The 25,482-nt window shown below is 37.6% G+C and carries 20 protein-coding genes and 1 pseudogene; 14 read left to right on the forward strand and 7 right to left on the reverse strand.

What is annotated here, in order from left to right; translation table 11 throughout:
* The first annotated feature begins 174 nt into the window (after nucleotides 1-174).
* Both IPL24_10425 and IPL24_10430 read left to right on the forward strand, forming a co-directional pair.
* A complete protein-coding gene (locus tag IPL24_10425) occupies nucleotides 175-2,388 on the forward strand; it encodes a S8 family peptidase (GenBank protein ID MBK8364073.1) in 2,214 nt (737 codons plus the stop codon).
* Between the two features lie 132 nt (nucleotides 2,389-2,520).
* Nucleotides 2,521-3,369: a UbiA family prenyltransferase gene (locus IPL24_10430; protein ID MBK8364074.1), complete on the forward strand. Its 849-nt coding sequence runs from the start codon at nucleotides 2,521-2,523 to the stop codon at nucleotides 3,367-3,369.
* Nucleotides 3,370-3,426: 57 nt separating this feature from the next.
* Here IPL24_10430 and IPL24_10435 read toward each other — a convergent pair whose 3' ends face one another.
* The 4 genes from IPL24_10435 to IPL24_10450 all read right to left on the reverse strand — a co-directional run bounded on the left by IPL24_10435 (nucleotide 3,427) and on the right by IPL24_10450 (nucleotide 10,742).
* Nucleotides 3,427-7,746 (reverse strand): proprotein convertase P-domain-containing protein, encoded by a 4,320-nt coding sequence (locus tag IPL24_10435; GenBank protein MBK8364075.1) that lies wholly within the window; start codon nucleotides 7,744-7,746, stop codon nucleotides 3,427-3,429.
* Nucleotides 7,747-7,901: 155 nt separating this feature from the next.
* On the reverse strand, nucleotides 7,902-9,797 hold the full coding sequence (locus tag IPL24_10440; GenBank protein ID MBK8364076.1) for a T9SS type A sorting domain-containing protein: 1,896 nt from the start codon (nucleotides 9,795-9,797) through the stop codon (nucleotides 7,902-7,904).
* 37 nt (nucleotides 9,798-9,834) lie between these two features.
* Nucleotides 9,835-10,470, reverse strand: coding sequence for an SCO family protein (locus IPL24_10445; protein ID MBK8364077.1), 636 nt, complete (start codon nucleotides 10,468-10,470; stop codon nucleotides 9,835-9,837).
* Nucleotides 10,467-10,742: a YHS domain-containing protein gene (locus IPL24_10450; GenBank protein MBK8364078.1), complete on the reverse strand. Its 276-nt coding sequence runs from the start codon at nucleotides 10,740-10,742 to the stop codon at nucleotides 10,467-10,469. Before IPL24_10450 ends, IPL24_10445 begins: the two co-directional genes overlap by 4 nt.
* Nucleotides 10,743-10,863: 121 nt before the next feature.
* Between IPL24_10450 and IPL24_10455 the strand changes: the two are divergent.
* The 4 genes and pseudogenes from IPL24_10455 to IPL24_10470 all read left to right on the forward strand — a co-directional run bounded on the left by IPL24_10455 (nucleotide 10,864) and on the right by IPL24_10470 (nucleotide 15,557).
* A pseudogene (locus IPL24_10455) lies at nucleotides 10,864-13,283 on the forward strand (transketolase).
* 47 nt (nucleotides 13,284-13,330) lie between these two features.
* Nucleotides 13,331-14,140 (forward strand): N-acetylmuramic acid 6-phosphate etherase, encoded by an 810-nt coding sequence (locus tag IPL24_10460; protein ID MBK8364079.1) that lies wholly within the window; start codon nucleotides 13,331-13,333, stop codon nucleotides 14,138-14,140.
* 89 nt (nucleotides 14,141-14,229) lie between these two features.
* Entirely contained in the window at nucleotides 14,230-14,796 is a 567-nt protein-coding gene (locus IPL24_10465; protein ID MBK8364080.1) for a hypothetical protein, read from the forward strand.
* A gap of 77 nt (nucleotides 14,797-14,873) precedes the next feature.
* Nucleotides 14,874-15,557 carry a septal ring lytic transglycosylase RlpA family protein gene (locus tag IPL24_10470; protein ID MBK8364081.1) on the forward strand — a complete coding sequence of 228 codons (684 nt, stop codon included), beginning with the start codon at nucleotides 14,874-14,876 and terminating at the stop codon, nucleotides 15,555-15,557.
* Here the strand turns inward: IPL24_10470 and IPL24_10475 are convergent.
* Nucleotides 15,554-16,015 (reverse strand): NUDIX domain-containing protein, encoded by a 462-nt coding sequence (locus IPL24_10475; protein ID MBK8364082.1) that lies wholly within the window; start codon nucleotides 16,013-16,015, stop codon nucleotides 15,554-15,556. The genes IPL24_10470 and IPL24_10475 overlap by 4 nt on opposite strands.
* A gap of 83 nt (nucleotides 16,016-16,098) precedes the next feature.
* Here IPL24_10475 and IPL24_10480 point away from each other — a divergent pair, with 83 nt between their 5' ends.
* Nucleotides 16,099-17,346, forward strand: a complete 1,248-nt coding sequence (locus tag IPL24_10480) for a geranylgeranyl reductase family protein (protein ID MBK8364083.1) — start codon at nucleotides 16,099-16,101, stop codon at nucleotides 17,344-17,346.
* Nucleotides 17,347-17,457: 111 nt separating this feature from the next.
* Here the strand turns inward: IPL24_10480 and IPL24_10485 are convergent, their stop codons facing one another.
* Nucleotides 17,458-18,054, reverse strand: coding sequence for an OmpH family outer membrane protein (locus IPL24_10485; GenBank protein ID MBK8364084.1), 597 nt, complete (start codon nucleotides 18,052-18,054; stop codon nucleotides 17,458-17,460).
* Between the two features lie 119 nt (nucleotides 18,055-18,173).
* On the opposite strand from IPL24_10485, the gene IPL24_10490 reads away from it, so the two are divergent.
* The 7 genes from IPL24_10490 to fdhD all read left to right on the forward strand — a co-directional run bounded on the left by IPL24_10490 (nucleotide 18,174) and on the right by fdhD (nucleotide 23,801).
* Entirely contained in the window at nucleotides 18,174-19,085 is a 912-nt protein-coding gene (locus IPL24_10490) for a hypothetical protein (protein MBK8364085.1), read from the forward strand.
* Between the two features lie 4 nt (nucleotides 19,086-19,089).
* On the forward strand, nucleotides 19,090-19,743 hold the full coding sequence (locus IPL24_10495; protein ID MBK8364086.1) for a class I SAM-dependent methyltransferase: 654 nt from the start codon (nucleotides 19,090-19,092) through the stop codon (nucleotides 19,741-19,743).
* Nucleotides 19,744-19,939: 196 nt separating this feature from the next.
* On the forward strand, nucleotides 19,940-20,320 hold the full coding sequence (locus tag IPL24_10500; GenBank protein MBK8364087.1) for a hypothetical protein: 381 nt from the start codon (nucleotides 19,940-19,942) through the stop codon (nucleotides 20,318-20,320).
* Nucleotides 20,321-20,487: 167 nt separating this feature from the next.
* On the forward strand, nucleotides 20,488-21,519 hold the full coding sequence (locus IPL24_10505; protein MBK8364088.1) for an aminotransferase class I/II-fold pyridoxal phosphate-dependent enzyme: 1,032 nt from the start codon (nucleotides 20,488-20,490) through the stop codon (nucleotides 21,517-21,519).
* A gap of 1 nt (nucleotide 21,520) precedes the next feature.
* Nucleotides 21,521-22,237 (forward strand): oxidoreductase, encoded by a 717-nt coding sequence (locus tag IPL24_10510; protein MBK8364089.1) that lies wholly within the window; start codon nucleotides 21,521-21,523, stop codon nucleotides 22,235-22,237.
* Between the two features lie 88 nt (nucleotides 22,238-22,325).
* Complete coding sequence (locus tag IPL24_10515) at nucleotides 22,326-22,916, forward strand: molybdenum cofactor guanylyltransferase (GenBank protein MBK8364090.1); 591 nt, start codon at nucleotides 22,326-22,328, stop codon at nucleotides 22,914-22,916.
* A gap of 81 nt (nucleotides 22,917-22,997) precedes the next feature.
* Nucleotides 22,998-23,801, forward strand: coding sequence for a formate dehydrogenase accessory sulfurtransferase FdhD (gene fdhD, locus IPL24_10520; protein ID MBK8364091.1), 804 nt, complete (start codon nucleotides 22,998-23,000; stop codon nucleotides 23,799-23,801).
* A gap of 26 nt (nucleotides 23,802-23,827) precedes the next feature.
* Here the strand turns inward: fdhD and IPL24_10525 are convergent, their stop codons facing one another.
* A complete protein-coding gene (locus IPL24_10525; protein ID MBK8364092.1) occupies nucleotides 23,828-25,465 on the reverse strand; it encodes a hypothetical protein in 1,638 nt (545 codons plus the stop codon).
* Nucleotides 25,466-25,482 lie beyond the last annotated feature (17 nt).

Raw genomic sequence — 25,482 nt, forward strand, 5'->3', positions numbered from 1 at the left:
AAAGCTGTCATATTTCAATGACACCTGGATTAGCTTCAAAAAAGCTATAATTCCGCTTATTTTCGAAGTTTCCACCTCAATAGCAAAGAATATTTTAAGTCAGATTTCTCACCAATTAGAAGTAACAAAAACGCTGATCTTCAGTACTAATCAGAATAAATTTCTATTGCAAAAATGAAAAAGTTAATTTCTATTTCTCTCTCTCTGATTCTCACTGTAAGTGCCATTGCTCAGAATTCTTTTACCAATGTATCTACAAAGGCAAAAGAGCAATCTGCAAAAATGAATTTCGGCTTGAAGCGAAAAATAAAAGCTGAAAATAACGATTCAAGAGAGATCTCAGTACTGGTGAAAGGGAATGTTGATGTTATAAAGGCAAAGACAATTGAATTAGGTGGAGTATTTAAAAACTCTGCAGGTGACATAGCTTCGATCAGAATTCCACTGAACAAGATCGATATTCTTGCAAAGGTTGCAGATGTTCAGAGAATTGAAAGTAACGACTATAAATTTTTACCAATGAATGATCAGGCTGTGAGAAATAATCATGCGCTTGAAGTTCAAAATGGTTTTGGATTACCACAAGGTTATGATGGTACAGGTGTAGTTGTCGGTATCATAGACGAAGGAATTGATTACACTCATCCTGATTTCAGAGATGAATTTGGAAATACAAGAATCAAATTTCTTTGGGATCAGTCGATCATCAATCTTAATCCACTGACACAACCTCAGCCTTATGGCTATGGAAAAGAATACATCGGTAATCAGATCGATACATCCACGCAACATTACGATAGTCCTTTCGGACATGGCACCCATGTTGCCGGAATTGCTTGCGGAAATGGATTAGCAGTAAATAATTATAAAGGCATGGCTCCAAAAGCAGACATGATCATCGTCAAGGCAAATTTAAACCAGCCTGACAATGACTTTCTGAGTTCATTGGGTGATGCAGTAAAATATATTTTCGATAAAGCCGATGCTTTAGGTCAACCCGCAGTTATCAATATTAGTCTGGGAACTTATTTCGGTTCTCATGATGGAAAAGATATTCAGGCGCAGTACATCGACAATCTTATAACAACAGGACCCGGTCGTGTAGTTGTAGCTTCAGCAGGAAATGCAGGTACAGCACCGATTCATCTCGGATATGACCTGAATGCAGATACTAATTTTACATGGCTGCAATTCAGCAGTGATTACATTTACATTCAGGCATGGGGCGATTCAGGACAATTTGAGAATGCAAATTTTTCGATTGGACTGGACAGAGTTAAACCGGATTATTATTCAGTTGCAACTATGCCATTTGTCAATATCCAATCACAATTGGATACCGTTGTTGTTGATACCCTATTCGATGGCACCAATCGTCTTGGAACAATCTATCGCTATGCAGAATATTTCAATGGCAGATATTCTTTTGAATACATCATCTATCCGGATTCAACTATGAATATTTCCGGAAATGATACCAGCAGATATTTATGGAGTTTCAAAACATTTGGCAGTGGAAGAATGGATGCATGGAGTCTTGAAATGGTTTTTGACAATATTCCCGACAGTTTAATTTTCCCTGTAATAAATCAGTATAAAAAACCGGATGGTGAGCAGACTATTGTAAGTAGTTTCACATGTAGTGATAAGGTCATAACAGTTGGCTCATACATTAACAGAAATTATTACACCAATGCAAATTTCGCTATTACCAGAGATACAAGTTTAGAAGTTGGACAATTATCCTCTTTCTCCAGTCGTGGTCCAACACGTGATGGCAGGATCAAACCTGATATTACTGCAACCGGCGAATGGGTCCTTTCGGCAGGAACGCAATCAGAATTAAATATTTTATCGGCAACAGAACCGACAAAAGTTGCTGCGGGAAAAAAACACAAACGAAGCAGTGGAACCTCAATGTCTTCACCAATGGTTGCAGGAATCTGCGCGCTTTATCTTCAGAAAAATCCGACTGCTACATGGCTGGATGTTAAAACTGCAATTTTGAATTGTGCAGATCATGATAATTTTACCGGCTCCACTCTACCGGATAATAACTGGGGTTATGGAAAAGTAAATGCCTATGCTTCAGTCAGAGGTTGCAATATCGGAATTGATGAGATGTACGAAAGCATTGACTTCTCTTTGTATCCGAACCCGAGTTCAGCAAATACAAGTATTCAATATGATCTTGCTTCTATAGGTAAATTCGGAAAAGCTTCGATCACAATATCAAATTCAATTGGATCTGTTGTAAAGAACATTTCATTAAAACTGATCAGCAACAGCCTGGAGATACCTTACGGTGAACTGAATTCCGGAATTTATTTCTGCACTTTAAAAATTGATGGAGAAACTATAAGAACACAAAAACTTATTATTCTATAAGAATTATATTATACAAAACGAAACCGGCATTTTTTATTAATGCCGGTTTTTTTTATGCCATCTTCATAAGTCTGCGGGTATTAATTTTTAATTACATTTGCACCGGAGGAAACCTTTGTGTTCTTAAATAAAATAAACAATTATCTTTCACTGGTAAAGTTCAGTCACACTGTCTTTGCAATGCCCTTCGCCTTGATTGGTTTTACAATTGCCATCACTCGTCCTGAATCACATTTCGAATTACTGCTTTTATTCAAGGTAATTCTCTGCATGATTTTCGCAAGAACTGCAGCTATGGCTTTTAACCGGTACATCGACAGAAACATCGATGCTCAGAACTCCCGGACTGCTGTCAGAGAAATTCCAAAAGGAGTTGTTAGTCCGGTCGCAGCACTTACGTTAGTGATTCTTTCTTCTGTAGCATTTATCATTACTACCTACACTATTAATCAGATCTGTTTTTACCTTTCTCCTGTAGCCCTCATCGTAGTACTAGGCTATTCTCTCACTAAACGCTTTACATGGCTTTGTCATCTGATCCTGGGAATTGGTTTGTCTCTCGCTCCAATTGGCGCCTATCTTGCTGTAACCGGAAAATTTGATTGGCTTCCATTACTTTTCAGCTTCACTGTTATCACCTGGGTAAGTGGTTTTGATATAATTTATGCCTTGCAAGACGAAGAGTTTGATCGTAATTTACAACTGAATTCAATGCCCGTTGCTTTCGGAAAAAAAGGCGCATTGAATATTTCAATACTTCTGCATTTATTATCCGTTGCTTTTGTTTTTGTAGCAGGACTTTATCTGCCATTTGGAATTATATATTGGATTGGCTTCTCTGTTTTTGCAATTCTCATTACCTATCAGCACATTATTGTAAAGCCAAATGATCTGAGCAGAGTCAATCTTGCTTTCTTTACTACAAATGGAATTGCAAGTATTGTTTTTTCGGCATTTGTTATTGCAGATCTCTTACGTTAAAGCAAAAAAAAACTGCCATTTGTGAATGACAGTTTTATTATACTTTGTTTAAAAACACTACGGCTTTAACACCACGAGATTTAGTTTCGAGTTATTTTCCATCAGAGAGTAGTCTGCAGATTCATTGCAATTATCCCCTGTAATATCCCTGATCTGGTATCCCATAAAGAAGATTGGAAGCGTTGCCTGCAATACTGTAAAATCAGAATGATTGATAGATCCATCCTGATTCACATCACCGGAACGAATCGCCCAAACTCCTGCCGACATCTGTATCTGATTTGATCCAAATGCTTTGTTTGCAGCAGTAGTAAAATCATACAACGTTGACGAAGTTGCAAATGAAACCGGACTAGCGCTCCATGTCTCTAATGAATTTCTATGCTTCAGTACTATGTAATAAGAACTTCCCAAAGCTGCTCCGGGAAAAGTAAATACACCATTACCTGATGTATTGAATGCATTTCTTGAAGTGTATAGAATCGAGTACGGTGAAGTTGAAGAGCAAAGTCGAATATCAATACTATCACAATTCGAAGTTAACAATGGTGATCTCATTGTATTGACTGCTGAATAAAATCCTTCGATGAAGAGTTTCAGATTTAATGTGATCTCTGAGGTAAAGTTAGAAGCACTATTCGCAGTTCCACATGGGGTTATGACTGATATTAATCCTGTGGTTGAACCGGCTGGTACCACTGCTGTGATCTGAGAAGCATTTACAACTGTAAAAGAAGTCGCATTGATTCCGTTGAAAGTAACTGCAGTTGCACCGGTAAATCCACTTCCATTGATCGTTACAGTCTGCCCTGCTGTTCCCGTTGATGGAGCAAATGAACCGATCGCAGGCACAGGTGTAACTGTTACTGCAATAGAATTTCCGGTTCCATAACAAGGCGCAAAGGTGCTTGTCGGAATTGTGATCGACCAGTTGTTGATCATTCCTGAATCAATTGCAGCGTTATCAATTGCAATTAAATTCCATGTTCCATTTGGATTGATTGCACCCGCGCCTATTGCTGTGAAAGTAGTGATCGTTGTAGTTGTACAAGTCGTAGCAGTTGTTGCAATTGGTTTAAAACTTCCTGTAAAAGGAGCAGTTCCCGTAGTGATCAATGCAGCTGCAGCATCTGTAAAAACAGTATTCGTAAAATTATCACCTGATGAACCTGTATTTCTGGTTAATGCCAGCATCTGTCCATTCGGTGCACGTAACGAAAGAATAAGATCTCCATCATACGTGTGTGTTATATTTATAGAGATCGAAATTCCGGAACTGGTAACAGCGCCGGTATAACCTGAAATTGAAATCGGACTGGCAACTCCGCCTGCACAAACATTATCAGGTATTGCCACCGGTGTGGTATTTGAATAGGTTTGAGGTGCCCATGATGCAAGATCATATGTTCCTGCTGTAGTTGCAGACAACGGTGATGTTGTTGTAGCTCCGATCAATGTTCCATCTTTTCTCCATTGATATAAATTACCACCGACAGGTGTAAACGAAAGCGAAACATTTCCGCCTGCACAAATTGCCGTAGGACCACCTGCACTTATTGTTGGTGAAGCCGGTTGAGCGATCACATTAATTGCTAATGTCGATGGACTTCCGCTTCCACATGAGTTTACTCCGGAAACACTTAATGTTCCTGTCGATGCCGAACTGAAATTTGCAGTAATGGAAGTTGTACCATTTCCTGAAGCTATCGTACCACCGCCGGTTAACGACCAGTTGTAAGTTACTGCTGTAGGATTAGTAGAGACATTGAATGTTGCTGTTTGCCCAACACAAGTTGCACTTCCTGTAATAGCAGATAATGCCGTTGGTAGTGGATTGACTGTGACATTAAACGCAGGTGATGTTGTTCCGTTGAAACAATTATTTGCCCCGGCAACAGTAACCGTTCCGGAAATTGCAGCACCACTGTAATTTACAAGAATCGAATTTGTCCCAGCTCCTGATGCAATTGTAGCTCCCGAAGGTAAATTCCAGTTGTATGTAGTTGCATTAGTAATGGCAGCAACAGAGTAAGCAACTGAATTCTGACCTGCACATACTGTAGCAGTACCGGTAACAGAACCTGCAGCACCAACTGACTGTTGAACTGTCAGGTTCGTTCCATTATTTGATCCCGTCACGGAAGGATTTGATGCAATTACTCTGATCCTGTAAATACTTCCCGGAGTTGTTCCTGCAAGTACAGTACATGAAATAGTTCCCGAAGAAGCTGTTGAACTCAGAGTTCCAATTGTAGTTCCGGGAAAAGCTCCACCTACTGTTGATAATTGTGCAGTATAAATATTCCCTGCATTGGACGGACCATCACCGCTAAAACTAACATTGAAAGAACTTCCGCCTGCACATAGAAAAGTACTTCCAAGTGGTAGTGTAGAGAGTGTTGTAAGTACAGCACTTCCTGCTGCAATTGTAAAATTCACATTTGAAATATCGAAAAATATATTTCCTGCACCTTCAACTTTTACTCTTGCCGTTGTAGTAAGAGTTCCGGGAACTGTAATCGTTGCAGAACCATTGTTTGGAACGTTTGAAGCAAGTGTTGTCGGATAAGTAAATCCACCATCAGTTGAAAGATAAATATTGACATTCGCACAACTGATCGGTGCCACATCGGTCCCCGACACATCCCACAAAACAGTCTGAGTCGATCCGGCATTCCATGTTAAAGCTGTGTTAGGTTGCTTCACAAGAAATGTATCAGGTGTTGCAACGACTGTTAATAAGACAGGAGTATCATTGTTAGATATTGCACCTCCGTTCAATCGATTGTCGCGAACGGTCATTCTGAAGTTCAATGATCTTGCAACAGAAGGTAGTCGTTCTCCTATTGTAGAAGTATTATTTACGATGTCACTGATCTTTGGAAATATCCTTGTACCATTTGTCTGAGGAGTAAACACTCTGAACAAAGGAAAAGTTGATCCTGCAGTTTGAGTTGCATTCACTTGCGCTTGAGTTCCTAAATCGTATTCTTCCCAGATATATGTCAGAGAATTTCCATTCACATCAGTTGCAGAACCGGTCAATGAAAAAGGTGTTAAATATGGAATTGTGAAATTTCCGGGAACTGTAACTACCGGTGCTGAATTACCGGTTGCTGAAGAAGTTGGACATCCGCTTCCACTACCTGATGTAACAAACGTTAAGATCTCATCTAAACTTTTTACATGAAATATCGGATCACTGTTACTTTGAGTATTGTCTGTACTACAAATTCCTGCATAGGCCATGATCGTAGTTCCTGAACCTGGTTCATATGCTGTTGAACCATTTCTGTTCGCACCGGAACATGAACCCAAGGCACCATTGAAAGTATGATTTCCTGCAAACTGATGTCCCATTTCGTGAGCGACGTAATCAATATCAAATGCATCACCAACCGGTGAACCGGAACCTGTTACACCGCGTGCCTTATTACTCGAATTACAAACAACACCAAGTCCTGCTACTCCTCCACCACCGGTACTGAATACGTGGCCAATATCATAGTTCGCAGATCCTATTGAATCGGTAGTTAACGTTTGATTTTGACCAAGCATCGTACTTCCATTATTATTTGTAAATGGATCTGTTGCTGAATTTAAGAAGATCAACTTTGTTGTATTCGCAATTAAAACCAATCGAACTGAAAGCTCTAATTCGTAAACTGCTGTTACCCTGTTTACAGATGTAACCATTCCGGAAAGTGCTCCGGCTTGCGTTCCACCATAAAATGCTGCATACTCACCTGTACATGATAAAGCAAGACGGAACGTTTTTAAATTCGCTCCGGAAGTTCTGTTTACAGAGGGAGCAGAATGCTCAATGGGATTTAGTCTTCTGATATCATTGGCCTCTGTTTCACAATTGAAGTCAGACATTCCTGTTTTATCACGACGATAAAAAGAAATATAATGAGATGAATTCGAAAGAGAATAAGGATCAATCATAAACCATCCGCTTGGAGTCATGACCATAGCATGAAAACCAAAAATAGTATAATCAAGTTTCGCTGTCGCATATTTATCATCTATGCCCACAGCTGAAAAAGTTCTGATAATATTTGAATACGATGGCTTAGTATCATCCGGTAAAACTTCTGAACGAACTACTTTAAATCTTCCAAAACCTCCTTCAGGCAATGGTAAAGAAATAATTGGCGCAGTTTTAAATGCATTGGGATCCGAATCATACACAGCAGTATTTAATTCTGCTTTTATTTTATTCAGATCAAGTTCAAGCAATCGATAATTACGCGGCATACTTTTCAAATAACACTCCTCTGAGAACTCAGATACTGAAGCATCTTTCCATACCGATTCGTTTTGTGCGTAAAGCTGATTGAATAGGGTTAATAGCGCTCCTGTCAACAGGAACATTTTTAAGTACAATTTAAATTTCATGATTAAGCGCAGTAAATAGACTTTCCACAGAATTGCGGGTGACTAAAATACGTCAGAAAACCAATGATTTCAAGTAATTGAGGCAGAAGTTTAGAGTGTCTCCAAAGTATCTTACTTTAAACTAAAATTTCTCACTTTTGGATAATTATTTTTTTGTGAACAAAACCCAAATCAGTACTTATTTTTAAAATGTATAAACCATTGTTCAGAAAACTTAAATCAAATGTATCGTTAAAGCCATTTTTTACATTCTGAGAATACAATAATTTCCCGCAATAATCCAAGACAGAAAACGACTTCATCATCAAGCTGTTTTTCTTAGCAAAGACATCCAGAATTCCATTGCTTGGATTTGGGAAAATTGCAATCAGATCTTCAATACTTCCGGGCGGTAAATTTTCGTACAACTTATTGTTACCTGAAATGATTTCAAGGTTTGGATCGATTGAAATAAAATCAGGTTCAAAATCAAGTTCAAAATTAAATTGCTGTCCGGAAGATGTAGCATCAATAATTACAATTGAATCACGCTCCGCATTTCCAATCTGAACCGGAAGCGGAATATGAAAAAAAGAAATTCCCGGATCTGAAGAAACCTGATCAACGATCATTGTAACTGAATTTCCTGATTTACTCCATTCAATTTTAAACGAAGGATATCCTTCTCCATAAACCCATTCATCAAAAAATTCCGTCAGATCAGATCCGGTAATAAATTCAAAAGATAATTTAAGATCTTCCGTGGTTGCATAATTATACTGCAAAGAATTTTTATTCAGAAAATCTCTTATTGATTCCAGAAAAAGTTCTTCGCCAAATTTCCAGCGCAACATATTTAAAACATAACTTCCTTTTCTATAAGATAGACGGCCATCGAAGATTCGAGTTCTGTCAGTGGTATCACTGCAGATAACTGAACCAGTGGGTTTGGAAATAATACTTTGCAATGCAGAATATTTCCATGCGTAATATTCTTCCGGTTTGAATCTTTCAATTGCAGCTCCTGCAAAGAATGTAGCAAAGCCTTCATGAAGCCAGATATCTCTCCAGCTGCTGCAGGTAATTTTATCACCGAACCATTGATGAACTAATTCATGTGCGATCAGTTCATATCCAAAGCTTCCAACAAAAGACATAGTTTGATGTTCCATACCTCCACCCCAGCCAAATTGGGCATGTCCATATTTTTCTTTTGAGAATGGGTAAGAAACCAGCAAACTATCATAATAACTGATCAATGATGCAGTCACTGAAAAAGCAGGTTGAGCAACACTGATTTGCTCGGGATATATATAATTCAGAATAGGAAGTGTATCAGAATTACTTAATACAACTGAATCGGAGAATTCTGCATAATTTGTTACAGCAATTGCTACCAGATAGGGCGCAATAGGATAATTACTTTTCCAGTGGTACAGCATATTTACTCCTGCTGTTTCGGCAGAAACTAAAATTCCGTTTGAAGCGCACTTCGTTCCCAATGGAATTTCACACCACACATCGATCGAATCTATTTTATCTGCATTATTCTGCCGGCAAGGCCACCAGTCTTTTGCACCATAAGGCTCCGAAAGTGTCCACATCACCGGATCACCATTATGCAGACTTTGTTCAAATGAACCATTGCCGGTCGATACAGGAGCACCATGATAATAAACAGAAAGCGAGTCAAGAGAATTGGCAGACAAAAAAGCAGGGAAATAAATTTTTATCAGATCAGAATCATGCAAAAATGAAATTTGACTTCCATGATAAGTTACTGAATCAATGGTAAGATATTGTGAGCAATCAAAAGTAATAGAATCAAGAAACGAATGAGCCTGAAAATATGAAGTAATATTTCCTGAAATAAAATTTACTGCCGGATCCACTTTCCATTCGCATCTTGTATAGTGAATGTCTGCATTTTCATAATTATAAGTTGAAGAAAAAGATTTTGCTGCACGAAACGACTTTGCTTCTAAATCAGAAATCACATCAATCTGATTCTGCGCAAGAGAATCGAAATGGATTAAAAAAGAATGCAATCAATAAAAATGCAGAAGTAAATTTCATGAAGTGAAATTACTCATTCATTAGAACATAAATGTCATCAATAAGTTTATTTACTTCTACAGAATCCGTTCCATCATAAAAACCACGAATTCTTCGTTCAGTATCTATCAATGTGAAAAACTGAGTGTGCACAAAATCGTCAGGTCCGCCATCACCTTCTGAAACGGCAGACAAATAGGAAGTCCTTGCCATTTCATAAATATCCTTTTTTTCTCCTGTCACAAAATGCCATATCTTAGAATCAGCATTATGAAATTCAGCATATTTTTTCAGCACAGGAACAGAATCTTCTGAAGGTTTAACTGTATGTGATAAAAAATGAATTTGTTCTGTACCTTTAAATCGTTCTGCAACTCTCTCCATTTGATTTGACATTTTTGGACAGATGCCATTACATGTTGTGAAGAAGAAATCGGCAACATATATTTTTCCATCAAGATCGCTCTGAGAAATTGGCGCCCCATTCTGATCGATGAATTTCCAGGATGCGATTCTATGATCGGTGCTGTCGTCCGCCTTTTCACCATAGACCGGTAATGAAGGTGCTTGTTGTCTTTCAGTGGTAAGAATTTGATAAGCCCAGGCAATAGACACCATTACCAGTAATGCTACTACCCCCCACCTTAACATCAAATGTTTTCTCATTTAGTTATTCTTTCTGCAAGAAAAGCTTCTTTACAACCGGTGCTGCAAAAGCCGAATAGTTTTCCGTCATATGTTACGGTATCTGCCGGCTCATTTCCTACTGACATACCACACATTGTATCATTGGTAGAAACCAATAAACCTTCGGCAAGGAGAATTCCACTTTCCTGCGACATAGATACTTTTTCCGGGACAGCAGCTCGTTCAGGTTGAGGGTTAGAACAGGCAACTATGGAGGAGAACACCGATATTGTTAAAATTAATTTCTTCATTTTCTGGTTTTTGAATGGGTTGCAAATTTAGGTAGTTTTAAAGCATTATCAAATGAAAACAGAAAATCCTTTGAACTAAATATTTCTTATATTTGTCAATAACCAAATATCAGTACGTTTTATGAAACCATCTCCTGAAAGTCAGGCTTCCAATGCATTGAGTTTTGAAGACTTCAAGAAAGAAGTTCTTAATGATTTTCGTTTAGCAAACTCAAGCCGTCAGGCAAGTTTGATCGGACGAAAAGAAGTATTGACAGGCAAAGCGAAATTCGGAATTTTTGGTGATGGTAAAGAGCTTGCACAGATTGCTATGGCAAAGCAATTTATGCCCGGTGATTTCAGAGCCGGATATTACCGGGATCAAACATTTATGTTTGCCATTGAACAATCGAATATTACAGCCTTTTTCGCGCAGCTCTATGCAACTCCCGATCTGAATGCAGAACCTAGTTCAGGCGGAAGATCGATGAATGGTCATTTCTCTACAAGAACGATAAACGAAGATGGTAGCTGGAAGGAACTTTCAAAAATAAAAAACTCATCATCTGATATCAGTCCGACTGCAGGACAAATGCCGCGACTTTTAGGATTAGCATGGGCATCGAAATTATTCAGAAACAATCCGGATCTGCATCACATGACCAACTTCACTACGAAAGGAAATGAAGTTGCTTTTGGAACAATTGGTGATGCAAGTACATCTGAGGGCTTATTCTGGGAAACTATAAATGCTGCCGGTGTACTTCAGGTACCAATGGCAATTTCAGTTTGGGATGATGGATACGGAATTTCAGTTTCATCAAAGTATCAAACAACGAAACAAAATATTTCTGAGGTACTCAAGGGTTTTGAAAGAAATGAAAAAGGCGAAGGATATGTGATCCTCAGAGCAAAAGGCTGGGACTACCCTGCTCTATGCGAAATGTATGCTAAAGGAATTAAGATCTGCAGAGAAGAACAGGTTCCTGTATTGTTTCACATCACGGAAATTACTCAACCGCAAGGTCACAGTACTTCGGGTTCGCACGAAAGATATAAATCAAAAGAGCGGTTGGATTTTGAAGTTGAATATGACGGAATAAAAAAAATGCGCGAGTGGATTTTAAGTTCTGCAATTGCTACAGAAGCTGAACTCGATGAAATTGAAAGCGAAGCAAAAAATATGCACAGGATTGTAAGAAAGCAGCTTGGACTGAATTCATGACACCTGTAAAGAATGAGATCAGAGAAGTATCGGAGATGTTTGATGCCATTAGTCAGACAACCGGACAATCTTCTTTCATTCAAAAAATTAAATCTGATCTGAATACAGTTATTGATCCGGCGCGAAGAGATATTGTTTCTGCAATTCAGAAAGTTCTTCGATTACTGAGAAACGAAAATTCTGCCGCTAAAACTAATTTGCAGGAATGGCATTCAAATTATCAGAAGCTGAATGCAGAGAGATATAATGCCGGACTACATAGCACATCTAATGAGTCAGTTTTTAATATCGAACCGATTGCACCGGTATATAATGATGATTCTCCTATGATAGATGGCCGCGAAATATTGCAGGCCAATTTCGATGCACTTTTTGCAAAAGATCCAAGGCTTGTTGCCTTTGGAGAAGATCTCGGAAAAATCGGTGATGTGAATCAAGGGTTCGCCGGACTTCAGGCAAAATATGGTGAGATCAGAATTACGGATGTTGGAATACGTGAAGCTACCATTGCAGGACAAGGAATAGGACTGGCTTTACGTGGGCTAAGACCGATTGCAGAAATTCAATATCTTGATTATTTACTCTATGCATTGCAGATCTTAAGTGATGACCTTGCTACTTTGCAATACAGAACTAAAGGTGGACAAAAAGCACCTGTTATCATCAGGACCCGTGGTCATCGTCTGGAAGGGATCTGGCATAGTGGCTCTCCTATGGGAATGATCATAAATGCGATTCGTGGTATTCATGTTTTGGTTCCTCGTAACATGGTACAGGCAGCAGGATTTTATAATACATTATTGGCAAGTGACGAACCGGGTTTGATCGTTGAATGTTTAAATGGTTATCGGTTAAAAGAAAAGCTTCCAGCAAACATTGGAGAATTCAGAATCCCATTAGGCGTTCCGGAAATAATTCAGGAAGGGAATGATGTGACAATTGTCACTTATGGTTCATGTGTAAGAATAGCCCAGGAGGCCATTCAACTATTGAAAGAATTGGAAATTTCTGTTGAGTTGATTGATTGCCAAACATTACTTCCTTTTGATACTCAAGAAATTATCTCTAAGAGTATTCAGAAAACCAATAAACTTCTTGTGCTCGATGAAGATGTACCCGGTGGTGCGAGTGCTTATATTTTACAACAACTATTAGAGAAACAAAACGCCTTTCAATGGCTTGATTCTGCGCCTGTTACACTCACAGCTAAAGATCATCGTGCTGCATATGGATCAGACGGAGACTTTTTCTCCAAACCATCAGTTGAAGATGTTGTTAACTCTGTTTATAGAATTTTTAACGAATATAATCCGCAGCAATTTCCGTTGTATATTTAACCCGTTCAAAATTTTCACACACACACTGCAGTTCGCTGCTGATTCACATGACAGAAAAAGTTACGGAAAAAGAATCCAATTACAGCTCATTGGAATCAATGAGTGTTTATGATTTACTATCTGCTATGAATACAGAAGACAAATCTGTACCAGAAGCAGTGGAGAAAGTATTGCATCGCATTGAAACAGTTGTGATACTTATCACAGAAAAGATGCGCACCGGCGGTCGATTATTTTACCTGGGTGCCGGCACAAGTGGTCGTTTAGGTATTGTAGACGCTTCTGAATTGCCACCTACTTTCGGATTGGAACATGGTAAAGTAATAGGATTGATTGCAGGCGGCGATAATGCAATCCGAAAGGCAGTTGAGTTTGCGGAAGATGATGAATTGCAAGGCTGGAAAGATTTACAGACACATAATATCACAACTGCAGATGTAGTACTTGGCATTGCAGCCTCCGGCAGTACTCCTTATGTAGTTGGTGCTGCAAAAAAATGCAAAGAGAATAACATTTTAGCAATTGGATTAACATGCAACCATGGATCTTTACTTGCACAAAATGTGCATTATCCCATTGAAGTGATCGTTGGTCCTGAATTCGTAACAGGAAGCACACGAATGAAGGCCGGCACTGCGCAGAAATTGGTTTTGAATATGATCTCTACTTCTATAATGATACAACTTGGTCGTATTAAAGGAAATAAGATGGTCGACATGCAATTAACAAATGGAAAATTGATCACACGCGGTACGAAGATGATCATGAAAGAACTTAACGTTACTGCGAATGAAGCCGGCGAACTACTTACTAAATTTGGTAACGTCAGAAAAGCAATTGAAAATTACAAGAAGTAAGACTTTAGTTTGTCGAACTGTAGTTTGAATTTTACTATTTCGAAATCTTTCCGCAATTTCTTATCTTTACAAAAATCATCCGATAGGAAATGCAGGACCTCGAGCCCTTTTATTTATGGCGTGAATTATACATAGCAGCAGAGGACGAACTTTCTCCACTGCATGGTAATGTTTATAGTGAACTCGAGTATTCCAATACTATCTACAATTTTTATATTCATCCGCAATGGGATGTATTTGGAAGTGCGACTCTTTATTTAAAAATTTTATTTGCAGACTACGAAAAGCAATATGCAATTATTGAATTTATCGGTGAATGGAATGATGCTTTGTACAATGACATTATGTTTTTGAAAAGGGAGATAATAGAACCCATGATAAATGAAGGGATCAATAAATTTATTCTTATTGGGGAAAATGTTCTGAACTTTCATGGCAGCGATGATTGTTATTATGAAGAATGGTTTCAGGAAATTGATGAAGGCTGGATCGCTGCAATAAATTTCCGTCCGCATGTTGCTTTAGAAATGCAACGTTTCAATCTTGATTATTACATGATCATGGGTGGCGAACTTGATGATCTGAACTGGAGAAATTATTTACCTGTCGATTTACTTCATAGAATAGAAAGCATATTTACAAAACGCTTAAATTAAGTTCATTTAAATGCCATATCAAATCGAAAACTTTATTTCGACTTGATTCGCTTGTCAAATAATTATATGTTTGCCAAATGCTACGTTTATTTTTTCTTGTCTTCCTTTTATCATTAAGCACTTCAAAGATCTTCTGTCAGTCGGTAAGTGACTCACTGGAAAATTCAGAGAATGCTTCCTTCTACCATGATCGTTTTCAAGGGCAGGAAACAAGCAGTGGAGAGACCTATAATAAAAACGATTTTACGGCAGCACATAAAACTTTACCTTTTAATACGTTTTTATTGGTGACCAATCAATTGAATAATAAATCAGTTGTTGTCAGAGTCAATGACAGAGGTCCGTTTAAAAAAAGCCGGGTTGTTGATCTGACTCGTTCAGCTGCTATCAAAATCGACATGGTTCCTTTTGGAGTCGTTCCGGTAAAGGTAGAGATACTTACCTACCTTGACCGTCTGGATATAAATGATTCCATCTTTGTGAATGATGAAGTGTGGGATTGCTATGCAAATAAAATTTCACTTAAAGACAAATCTATATTTATCTGGAGAACAGAATTCTGGAAGCACGCTTTTTATATGGCCTCAACTTTGGCTCTTGAAACTAAATTAGACTCGATAGGAGTCCGGGTTATTGATACCGGAGAAAAAAAGATGTACATTCTTGTTGCTACCGGCATTAAATCAAAAAAGGATGCTGAAGTATTGGTATGGAAATTTAAAAAAATGGGGTTTATACATTCACGGATATTGAAAAATTAATTGTTTATAATACCAGATTCAAAAATCAATTTTCCAACATTTTTATCAATGATCAGGTTAAATTCTTCAGCAAGAATTGCAGTAATCCTGACAAAACGAAATGACTGAGCCCCATGTTTATGTTCTGAAAAATCAAATTTTTTGGTGGAGATAGTTTGAAGAAATGCAGCAACGGGTTTAATAAAATAATAAACGCTTATCACTTGCGAATTACTATCAAATGCAGATGGAACAAAAAAATCCGTAGTATAAAAATGTTCACCAACTTCAAACTCCTGCCCTGTTTCTTCCATCATTTCTCTTTTCAGGCAATCGATCGTTCCTTCACCGAATTCAAGTCCACCACCCGGAAATTTTGTAATATATTGTCCGTTTACTAATTCGTCACTTACAAGAATTCCTTTATCGGGATCGATATAGATTCCATAAACTCTGATGATGAATGGATGTTTGCCCATATAATTTATTGCTGACTGATTTTTCAATTCAAAGATATATCTTTAGACGATCATACTCAATTACACAAAAAAGAATAATTAGTTTGGATTCAAAATATAAAATACTCATAGCCGGTGCCGGTCCGGCGGGAATGGCAACTTCAATGATCCTGAGTAAAAACAAGATCAGGCATATGATAATTGAAAAGCAGATCTTCCCGCGGGATAAAATATGCGGAGATGCTTTGAGTGGTAAAGTTGTAAGCGAATTGAACAAGATCGATCCGGCATTTATAAAAGAAATCGCTGTTAATACAAATGATAATTCAGGAAGTTACGGAGTTCGTTTTTATTCACCACAAGGAAAAATGCTGGATGTACCTTTTTCAAATAACCCTGAAAAACTGAAGCATGCTCCCGGGTTTATTTCTCCCAGACTAAAATTCGACAATTTTCTTTTTTCAAAAGCAGATCCGGAATTCGCAGACATCCGGCAGAATACTTCCATAGAAAATATTATCCGCAAAAATAACAGGCTGCAAGTCACAATTAATAAAAACGGACAAATTTCGGAGGATGAATTTGATATCGTAGTTGGAGCTGAAGGAGACAGATCTATAGTTGGTAAAGAATTATCCGGAGATAAAAAAGAAAACGAACATTACTGTGCGGGTTTGCGTGTGTATTACGAAAATGTTTCTGACTCTCACCCCGACAATTTTATTGAATTACATTTTCTGAAAGAACTATTACCGGGATATTTCTGGATCTTTCCGATGAACGATGGCCGTGTAAATGTTGGGATTGGAATGTTGAGTTCATATGTATCAAAACGAAAAGTGAATCTGAAAAAGTCACTTGAAGAAATAATCGCATCGCATCCCACAATTTCAAAGCGCTTTAAAAATGCGAAAGCCATCACACCAATTCAAGGCTGGGGATTGCCATTAGGAAGTGTAAAGAGAAAAATTTCCGGCAGCAATTTTCTTCTTGTAGGTGATGCAGGATCATTGATAGATCCATTCACAGGCGAAGGTATCGGAAATGCACTTGTAAGTGGAAGAATTGCAGGCGAAACAATTGTAAAAGCGATCGCAGCAGAACGTTTTGATTCCGAATTCTTATATAGTTATCACAAGAATGTTTACAGTCAACTCGAAAGCGAAATTAATCTGAGTCACAAAATGCAAAAACTTGCACGCTATGAAATTCTTTTCAATTTTGTAGTCAACAAAGCGATCAGGAATCAAACCTTACGGGAAACCATCACCTGTATGTTTGAGGACCTTGACATTCGTGCCAGACTGAAAAAGCCTTCGTTTTATTTTAAACTTCTGTTCAACAAACCATAGGCATTGCGGATTTCGAATTTCGGATTGCGGAATATGCAACCTGGAAAGTCGAATCAAAATTGAGAAATGCAGAGGTCTATCACAACACCGAAATCCGCATTCCGAAATCTTTTATTGTTTTTCCGCAGCGTATGCCTTATTCAACCCTTCAATAACCTGACGGGTCACATTCAAGCTATCATTTGCAAAAAGAATTCCACCGCCTTTTTGATAACCTAAAACAAATTGCAGATTTTTATCAGCATTGAATTCACGTAAGTAATTATTCAGTTTTGTATAAAGTTCTTCAGATGAATTTGCCTGCAACTGATCGAGTTTTCCAAGCATTGCATCTTTCTTTTCCATCAAATTTTGTTGACGCATTCCCAATTGTTGTTCCTTTTGCTGGCGTTCCATATCGGTCATACCAATCGCCTGTTGCTGATATAATGCAGCATCTTTCTGAAGTTTATCGCTTTCGCTTTTTAATTCAATTTGAATCCGATTTTGTTCAGCTTCAAATTTTGTCTTTTGATCTTTGTAAAAATCGTACGAGTCCAGCAGCGAATCAGAATTAACATAAACGATCCCTTTTGATGAAACATTTATAGATCCGGAAGCTGATGCAGATCCTGAATCCGGAGTTTGTTTACCATTAAAGTGTAAATAGTATAAAATTCCGACTGCAACGATTAAAACGCCATTCAGAGCAAGGGATAGATTTTTCATATTCTTCGATTTGGCCGCAAATATAAAGGATTCATCCACATTTTAAGGAAAAAACACAGGCCAAAAATATTTTATTTAATTAGGGAGATTGCTTACTTTTCAGCGTTAATTAAGCACTTATGAAAAGCAGATATCTTATTATTGCCCTATTCGCATTCCTGGCTTCTTGTTCTGAAAATGGGCAGGATATCCCAAACCCGGGGAATGCTCCTGATATTTCGGAAGTTCCAACAATTTTTAAGCAAAAAATACTCATAGAAGATTATACACAATTATCTTGCGGTCAGTGCCCGAAAGCACACTATTTGATCGATTCTTTGATCAGACTTTGGCCGGACCGTGTTTTTGCAGTTAACATACATGTTGGCGACACACTTGAATCAAGTGCACTTGTAAACCCTTTGACAGGAGTTAACTTACTTGATAGTATGTTTAACACAAGCGCTTTTTATCCCGGCGGTCCAATAAACAGAATTAACACTTCAGCAATTGATTTTGCACCTGACTATTGGGTTACTTCAGTACAGGCAAAAATTGGTCAGGTACCTTCATGTGGTTTAGCAATTGAAGCTTCTGAGATCACTGCATTAAATAAACTTAACCTGACAGTACACACAGGATTCAGCGCTGATATGTTTGGCGATTATCGTTTACATGGATACATCGTCGAAAGAAATTTCATCAGCAATGATTCTGTTTATGATCAAATGAACGATTTCAGCTTTGAAGGATTGTCACCGGACACAACTTTACCTTTCTATGCATTGAATGATACGATCAGAGGCTACAATCAAAAATATCAATTGAAGAAATTGATTGCAAATAATGGTTTGATCGGTGATCCAATTCCTGCAGCAATTATGACCCGTGGAAATTCATATGTAAAATCTTATGTCATAGATCTGAATGGAATTAACACTGCAAATTCTTTTATTATTTTCTTTGTTGACAAATACGGTACAACTTCAGATTCACATTGGATAGAGAATGTACAGCAAGTAGAAATTGGTGCTACTAAAGACTGGAATTGATTCAATGGATTTTATTGACGAAAAAATTAATATCTATTCTGAACTACACAGTTCACCTGAGTCAGAAATACTGAAAAATTTAAATCGCGAAACACATGCGAATGTGTTAATGCCACGCATGCTTTCCGGTCATCTGCAAGGCCGGATGTTAAGTATGATCAGTTGCATGATTCAACCTTTATCCATTCTTGAAATCGGAACTTATACCGGTTACTCTGCGCTATGTCTTGCTGAAGGTTTAAAGGACAACGGAATCATTCATACAATTGATATCAACGATGAATTGACTCCGATGGTAAAGAAATATGTCAGTCTGGCCGGACTTGATTCAAAATTCAGAATCTATACCGGCAACGCTCTCGACATTATTCCCACTTTGAATGGTCCATTTGATCTTGTTTTTATTGACGCAGATAAAATAAATTATACAAATTATTTCGATCTTGTTTTTGACAAAGTAAATAAAGGTGGATACATTTTAGCTGACAATGTTTTATGGAGCGGAAAAATTATTGCTCCCTTATCTGAAATGGATAAAGACACTTTAGCATTACACCAATTCAACGAACGAATTGCACATGACAACAGACTTGAGAAAGTGTTGCTACCTGTGAGGGATGGGGTGATGGTGATGAGAAAAGTGAAAAGTGAAAAGTGAAAAGTGAAAAGTGAAAAGTGAAAAGTGAAAAGTGAAACGTGAAAAGTGAAAAGTGAAAAGTGAAAAGTGAAAAGTGAAAAGTGAAAAGTGAAATTTTTTCTATAAAATGAATTTTGCCTGAAGAAATGCCTCAACTTTAATCTTAAATCATTAAATCTCTGATTAAACCCACCCCGATTCCTTCAGTCATAGAAACATGAAACTAAAAATAAAATTCCTTGCAATTGTTTTGTTGATCAGTACTGTTGCAATGGGCCAGCGTCAGGAACGTGCTGGTAGAGATGGTAGTCCGGAAGAGAGAGCTCAGAAGAGAGCTGAAACGTTAAAAGCAAAATTAAAGTTGACAGATGCGCAATATGATCAGGTGTATACTCAACTTATAAGCAATGAGAAGAAAATTCAGGCACAACGTGATGAAATGAAAAAAGCACGTGAAGATCACGATGCAAAAATGAAATCGATTTTGACACCTGAGCAGTATTCACAATTAAAGGATATGCAGGCACAAAGAAGAGAAATGATGAAAGGAAAGCGAAATCGTCCTGATTCACCTTCAGACGATATACCAAAAGAATAATCAGATTTTAAGAGGATGTTGAATTCAACATCCTCTTTTTTTTGACCACTTGTCAATTATAATTTAAGTAACTTAATTTCAACCACTTTACACCATAATATTCCTTCCGGAATCATCAAAATCCGTGTCACACTAGTGATTCCTGAAAAATCTTGCTTTCTTTGAGCATGTTTGACAAATTAATTGATCTAAGAAGCGATACCGTTACTCGTCCAACACCGGCCATGCGGGATGCAATGTTCAGTGCAGAAGTCGGCGATGATGTGTTTGATGAAGATCCCACAGTAAAAGCACTGGAAGAAAAAGCAGCAAAACTTTTTAATCATGAAGCTGCTCTTTTTTGTCCCAGCGGTACAATGACCAATCAAATTGGAATCAGAGTTCTTACCCAGCCACAACAAGAAGTTATTTGTGACAAACTTTCGCATATCTATTATTATGAAGGCGGAGGCGTTGCTTCCAATTCAGGAATATCAATGCGACTTGTAGACGGAGATCGTGGTCGAATGACTGCGCAACAAATCGCAGATAACGTCAATCCTCCTGAAAATATCCATCAACCCTTTACATCTCTTGTTGCAATTGAAAATACGAGCAACAAAGGTGGTGGAAGCTACTACAATCTGAATCAGCTTTCAGATGTTGCAGCAGAATCGAGAAAGCATAATCTGAAATTACATCTCGATGGTGGCCGCATATTTAATGCATTGGTAGAAACAAAAGATTCGTCCCAGGAAGTCGGAAAATTATTTGACACGATCTCAATTTGTCTTTCAAAAGGCCTTGGAGCCCCTGTTGGGTCCCTGCTGATTGCATCCAAAGAAAATATCACCAAAGCCAAACGTGTACGCAAAGCTTTCGGCGGCGGTATGCGTCAATCAGGTTTTCTTGCAGCAGCCGGAATATATGCACTTGACAACAATATTCAACGACTTAAAGAGGATCATGTCAGAGCTAAAAATATTGAAACAATTTTAAAAGAATTAAACTATGTAGAAAATATTCTTCCTGTTGATACAAATATTATTGTATTCAAGATTTCAGACGACAAACCCATTACATCGTTTCTGGAATTTCTTTCAGATAATAATATTAAAGCTGTGCAGTTTGGAAAACAAATCGTAAGGTTTGTCACGCACCTTGACTTCACTGATCCAATGCTTGAAAAACTATCACACACACTGAAAAAATACAGTTAATATGTCTTATAAATACAATAAGAGTACCGTCTATAAGATCGTCCAGGAAACTGAACTGGTAAAAAGATTTTTTTTTAAAGTTCCGGATGAAATTCCATTCAGTTTTAATGCAGGACAATTTATCATGCTTAATCTGCCTATTGCTTCAAAATTTACAAACAGAAGTTATTCCATTGCATCCGCACCATCAGACGATAATACATTTGAACTTGCAATAGTTCTGAACCCAAAAGGGCTAGGCACTCCATATCTATGGGAAAATATCGAAGAAGGCTCAGAGATCGATGTCTCTAAACCGCTTGGTAAATTTGTTCTTAAAGATCCTATCGAAGACGACATTTGTTTTGTATGTACAGGAACAGGAATTGCACCGCTTCGCTCTATGTTGCATCACATCAAAAACAAAAACATTCCACACAAAAAGATCTATATGGTTTTTGGAAACCGTTGGGAAAAGGATATCATTTACCGCAAGGATATGGAAGACCTCGCCAAAACGATGCCTTCGTTTGAATATATTCCTGTTCTTTCACGAGACAGCGAAAACTGGACAGGAAAGAAAGGTTACGTTCATCCAATCTACGAAGAAATTTTCGCCGATAAACGTCCGGCCACCTTTTATATGTGCGGCTGGCGCGACATGCTTCACGAAGCACGACAACGTCTCGAAGCAATGGGTTATGACAGGAAAAAGATCAAGTTCGAGTCGTATGATTGATTTTTTGAAGTTCTGATTTGCAATTAGAAATTAGAAAAGAGTTTCCGAGCTACCATTATTCATTAATAGTTATTAGTTAAAAAAAAACTTGACCACTTCCCCTCCCATCCTACTCATCGCCTGCGGTGGTAACAGTGAACGTATGGGTACTGATAAGAGTCAATTGAATTATCATGGATTGCCTCAGTTTCAATACTTACAACAATTACTCAAGCCGGTTTTTGCTGACATCTATTTTTCCATTCAGAAAAAACAAGAATCTTTTTTCAGTTCTATTCCAAATGTGATCATTGATTCAGAAAAATATTCCGGTCATGGTCCTGTGAGTGGTCTATTAAGCTGTAAAGAGAAATTCAAAGGCCGGGCAATCCTGTACATAGGCTGCGATTACCCCTTGCTTTTACCTGAAGACATTTTAAAATTAGTGTCTGATACAACATCTACATGTGCTTTCTATATAGATCAATACGAACCAATACTTGCCTTCTATAGTGTAGAAAGCCTGGATCTTCTAGAAAAAGAATTTGAATCCGGAAATGATTCTCTTCGTAAATTTCTTTCCGATATTGAAGCGGTAAAAGTAAAACCTGATTCGAAGGAAAGAATAAGAAGTATAGACACTCCCAGTGATTATGAAAATGCAATAAGGAAGATTAAACTATCCGGGAGGCTGGAATAAAATGAAAAGTGAAAAGTGAAAAGTGAAAAAATAACAATCAGCTTTAAATAATATTCCGGAAATTAGTTACTTTTAATGAATATGAAACCTGTTTCAACTATATCGACACCAATTGATCGTTACGAAAACGGAAGTTTTCAAAAGCTGGAAGATCAACTTGCAGTTGAAGAGCCATTGGAAATAAAAATTAAATATTCAGAGGAAGGTTCTATTGTAGAAAAGAATATTTCGGTTACAATGAGAACTCCGGGGAACGATGATGAATTAGCATGTGGATTTCTGTTTACAGAAGGAATTATTAAAAACTCTGCTGAAATAAAAAGTGTCACACAAAATTCAGAAAATTCAATTTGCATACAACTCAATGAAAATATAAAACCTTCAGAAAACAAACTGGAAAGAAATTTTTATACAACCTCCAGTTGCGGTGTATGCGGGAAAGCTTCCATTGATGCAATTGCTACGGTTTCGAATTTCAAGATCACCGATAAATTCAAAAATATCGGTCCTGATATTATAATTTCTCTGCCTGAAAAACTCAGCAAACAACAAGAAATTTTCAAAAGCACCGGCGGACTTCATGCTTCTGCTCTTTTTGACTTATCCGGAATGTTTTTAGAATTACGGGAAGATGTAGGCAGACACAATGCTCTGGATAAACTGATCGGATCTCGCCTTTTAAAAAACATCATTCCATTGAATGACACTATTCTTTTACTTAGTGGACGTGCCAGCTTTGAACTGATTCAAAAGGCAAGTATGGCCGGCATTCCTGTTGTTGTTGCAATAGGTGCACCTTCCAGTCTTGCTCTTGAACTTGCGAAAGAATCAGGCATTACATTGATCGGATTTTTAAGAGGGGAAAAATATAATCGGTATTGCTAAAAGGCTTAATTAATTTTACAATTGATTTATTCTAAATTCAGAATAAAATCTGTGAGATTATCTTCCGTATTCATCTGCAATTTTTTCCTCAAACGATATCTGGCCGTCTTGACACTATCAGGCGAAATATTCAATATTGAAGCCATTTCCTTGATCGACAAATTCAATTTTATCAGAGCACAGATTTTTAGATCATTTGGACTGATATCAGGGTATGATTGCTTTAATCGCGTATAGAAGTTTTTATTTATACTTTCGAAATGAGTATTGAAATCATTCCAGTCTCGATCCTGGTTCTGACTTTTGTTGATGATCTTTGATATCGGACTGTCTTTAGAAATGTTCTTATCTTCTTCGAGCTTATTTTTCAACTCTTGCATAAGTTCATTCTTTTGAAGCATCTGGGCTGTCATTGCTGTTAGTTGACTTTCTTTAAATTCAATTTCATTCTGCATTTGCTTTTCCCGCAATTGCTTTTGAACCTCAATTGCTTTAAACAATGATTCTTTTGTTTGCAAAAGCAACTTGTTCCTTTCAATATTTCTTCTCAGGAAAATAATTATTCCTGTCGCAATAACTATTACAAATCCTATGATTGCCCAAAGCAGATACTGAGTCAATTTTGCAATCTCATTTTCTCTCTGACTAAGTTTTAAAAGCCGTTCTTTTTCAGAAACATCAAATTGAACTTCAAGACTGTGTTGAATCTTTTGTTTATCCCACGAAAACAGTGAATCCCGTACAATCGATGCCTCCTCTTCCAAAGCCAAAGCAGATTTGAAATCATCTTTTTGCTTTTTTATTTGGATCAGTGCTTCAAGACTTTTCAGGTAATAAGACCGATCACTCAAATCTTTGGCAATTTCTTTCGCAGTTAATATTGAAAACTCAACTTCTTTACTTGTTGGTTCAAACTCCTTATACCAATCGCTTAATACCAAATATGCAGTTACTAGTGCCTGACGGTTTTTAGTGCTATCTGCAATCTGTATTGCTTTAGAAATATAACCTCTGCTAAGATCTTTGTTTCCTGCTTTCATTTCAATCTTTGCCACAGCAGAAAAAGAAACCGGCAAATACATGAAATTTTTGGTAAGCAATCTTTCTTCCAATGCTTTTCGATGAAAGTATGCTGACGAATCCGGCATGCTTAAATTTGCATAAGCGATTCCGAGTGTATTATAGATCAAACCAAGATACCCGCTTTTATCGTTTTCATCAGGGAAACCTAAAGTTGCTTCCTTACTTAAGCGGATAGATTCTCTGTAATTTCCTTGCCTGCTATTTATTGTACTTATAAGTTGAAGACATTTACTCCGGCCCTCTAATGCTTTCTCTGGTCTGCCGGATTCAAATTTTTTAAATTCATTCATAGCCCGGACACTATAATCCAATCCTTCAGTAAAACTTGAACTATAAGTACAAATTCCCATGTACAATAAAGACAACCCCACATTCTCGGTATCCTTTTCAAGTTGAGCGGATTTATATGCTTCATTGAATGCAATAAATGCTTCAACATCATTGTCAACTAACATTTCTGCCCAGCCGCTATCGATCAGAGTTTTTGAATTCTGGCTTTTGCCCGTATTCGCAATAAATAAAAAAAGGAGGAGCATTAATACCCTGCGTAGCTCCATTACAATTTCAAAATTTATTGACATAATGCAAATATGGTGAA

This window comes from Bacteroidota bacterium (assembly GCA_016711505.1).
Taxonomy (GTDB): Bacteria; Bacteroidota; Bacteroidia; order AKYH767-A; family 2013-40CM-41-45; genus JADKIH01.

Coding starts and splice junctions, on each gene's coding strand:
- IPL24_10425 (MBK8364073.1), top strand. CDS start 175: ATGAAAAAGTTAATTTCTATTTCTCTCTCTCTGATTCTCACTGTAAGT.
- IPL24_10435 (MBK8364075.1), bottom strand. CDS start 7,746: ATGTTCCTGTTGACAGGAGCGCTATTAACCCTATTCAATCAGCTTTAC.
- IPL24_10525 (MBK8364092.1), bottom strand. CDS start 25,465: ATGTCAATAAATTTTGAAATTGTAATGGAGCTACGCAGGGTATTAATG.
- fdhD (MBK8364091.1), top strand. CDS start 22,998: ATGAAACCTGTTTCAACTATATCGACACCAATTGATCGTTACGAAAAC.
- IPL24_10460 (MBK8364079.1), top strand. CDS start 13,331: ATGACAGAAAAAGTTACGGAAAAAGAATCCAATTACAGCTCATTGGAA.
- IPL24_10490 (MBK8364085.1), top strand. CDS start 18,174: ATGAAAAGCAGATATCTTATTATTGCCCTATTCGCATTCCTGGCTTCT.
- IPL24_10445 (MBK8364077.1), bottom strand. CDS start 10,470: ATGAGAAAACATTTGATGTTAAGGTGGGGGGTAGTAGCATTACTGGTA.
- IPL24_10505 (MBK8364088.1), top strand. CDS start 20,488: ATGTTTGACAAATTAATTGATCTAAGAAGCGATACCGTTACTCGTCCA.
- IPL24_10465 (MBK8364080.1), top strand. CDS start 14,230: ATGCAGGACCTCGAGCCCTTTTATTTATGGCGTGAATTATACATAGCA.
- IPL24_10485 (MBK8364084.1), bottom strand. CDS start 18,054: ATGAAAAATCTATCCCTTGCTCTGAATGGCGTTTTAATCGTTGCAGTC.
- IPL24_10450 (MBK8364078.1), bottom strand. CDS start 10,742: ATGAAGAAATTAATTTTAACAATATCGGTGTTCTCCTCCATAGTTGCC.
- IPL24_10475 (MBK8364082.1), bottom strand. CDS start 16,015: ATGGGCAAACATCCATTCATCATCAGAGTTTATGGAATCTATATCGAT.
- IPL24_10470 (MBK8364081.1), top strand. CDS start 14,874: ATGCTACGTTTATTTTTTCTTGTCTTCCTTTTATCATTAAGCACTTCA.
- IPL24_10500 (MBK8364087.1), top strand. CDS start 19,940: ATGAAACTAAAAATAAAATTCCTTGCAATTGTTTTGTTGATCAGTACT.
- IPL24_10495 (MBK8364086.1), top strand. CDS start 19,090: ATGGATTTTATTGACGAAAAAATTAATATCTATTCTGAACTACACAGT.
- IPL24_10510 (MBK8364089.1), top strand. CDS start 21,521: ATGTCTTATAAATACAATAAGAGTACCGTCTATAAGATCGTCCAGGAA.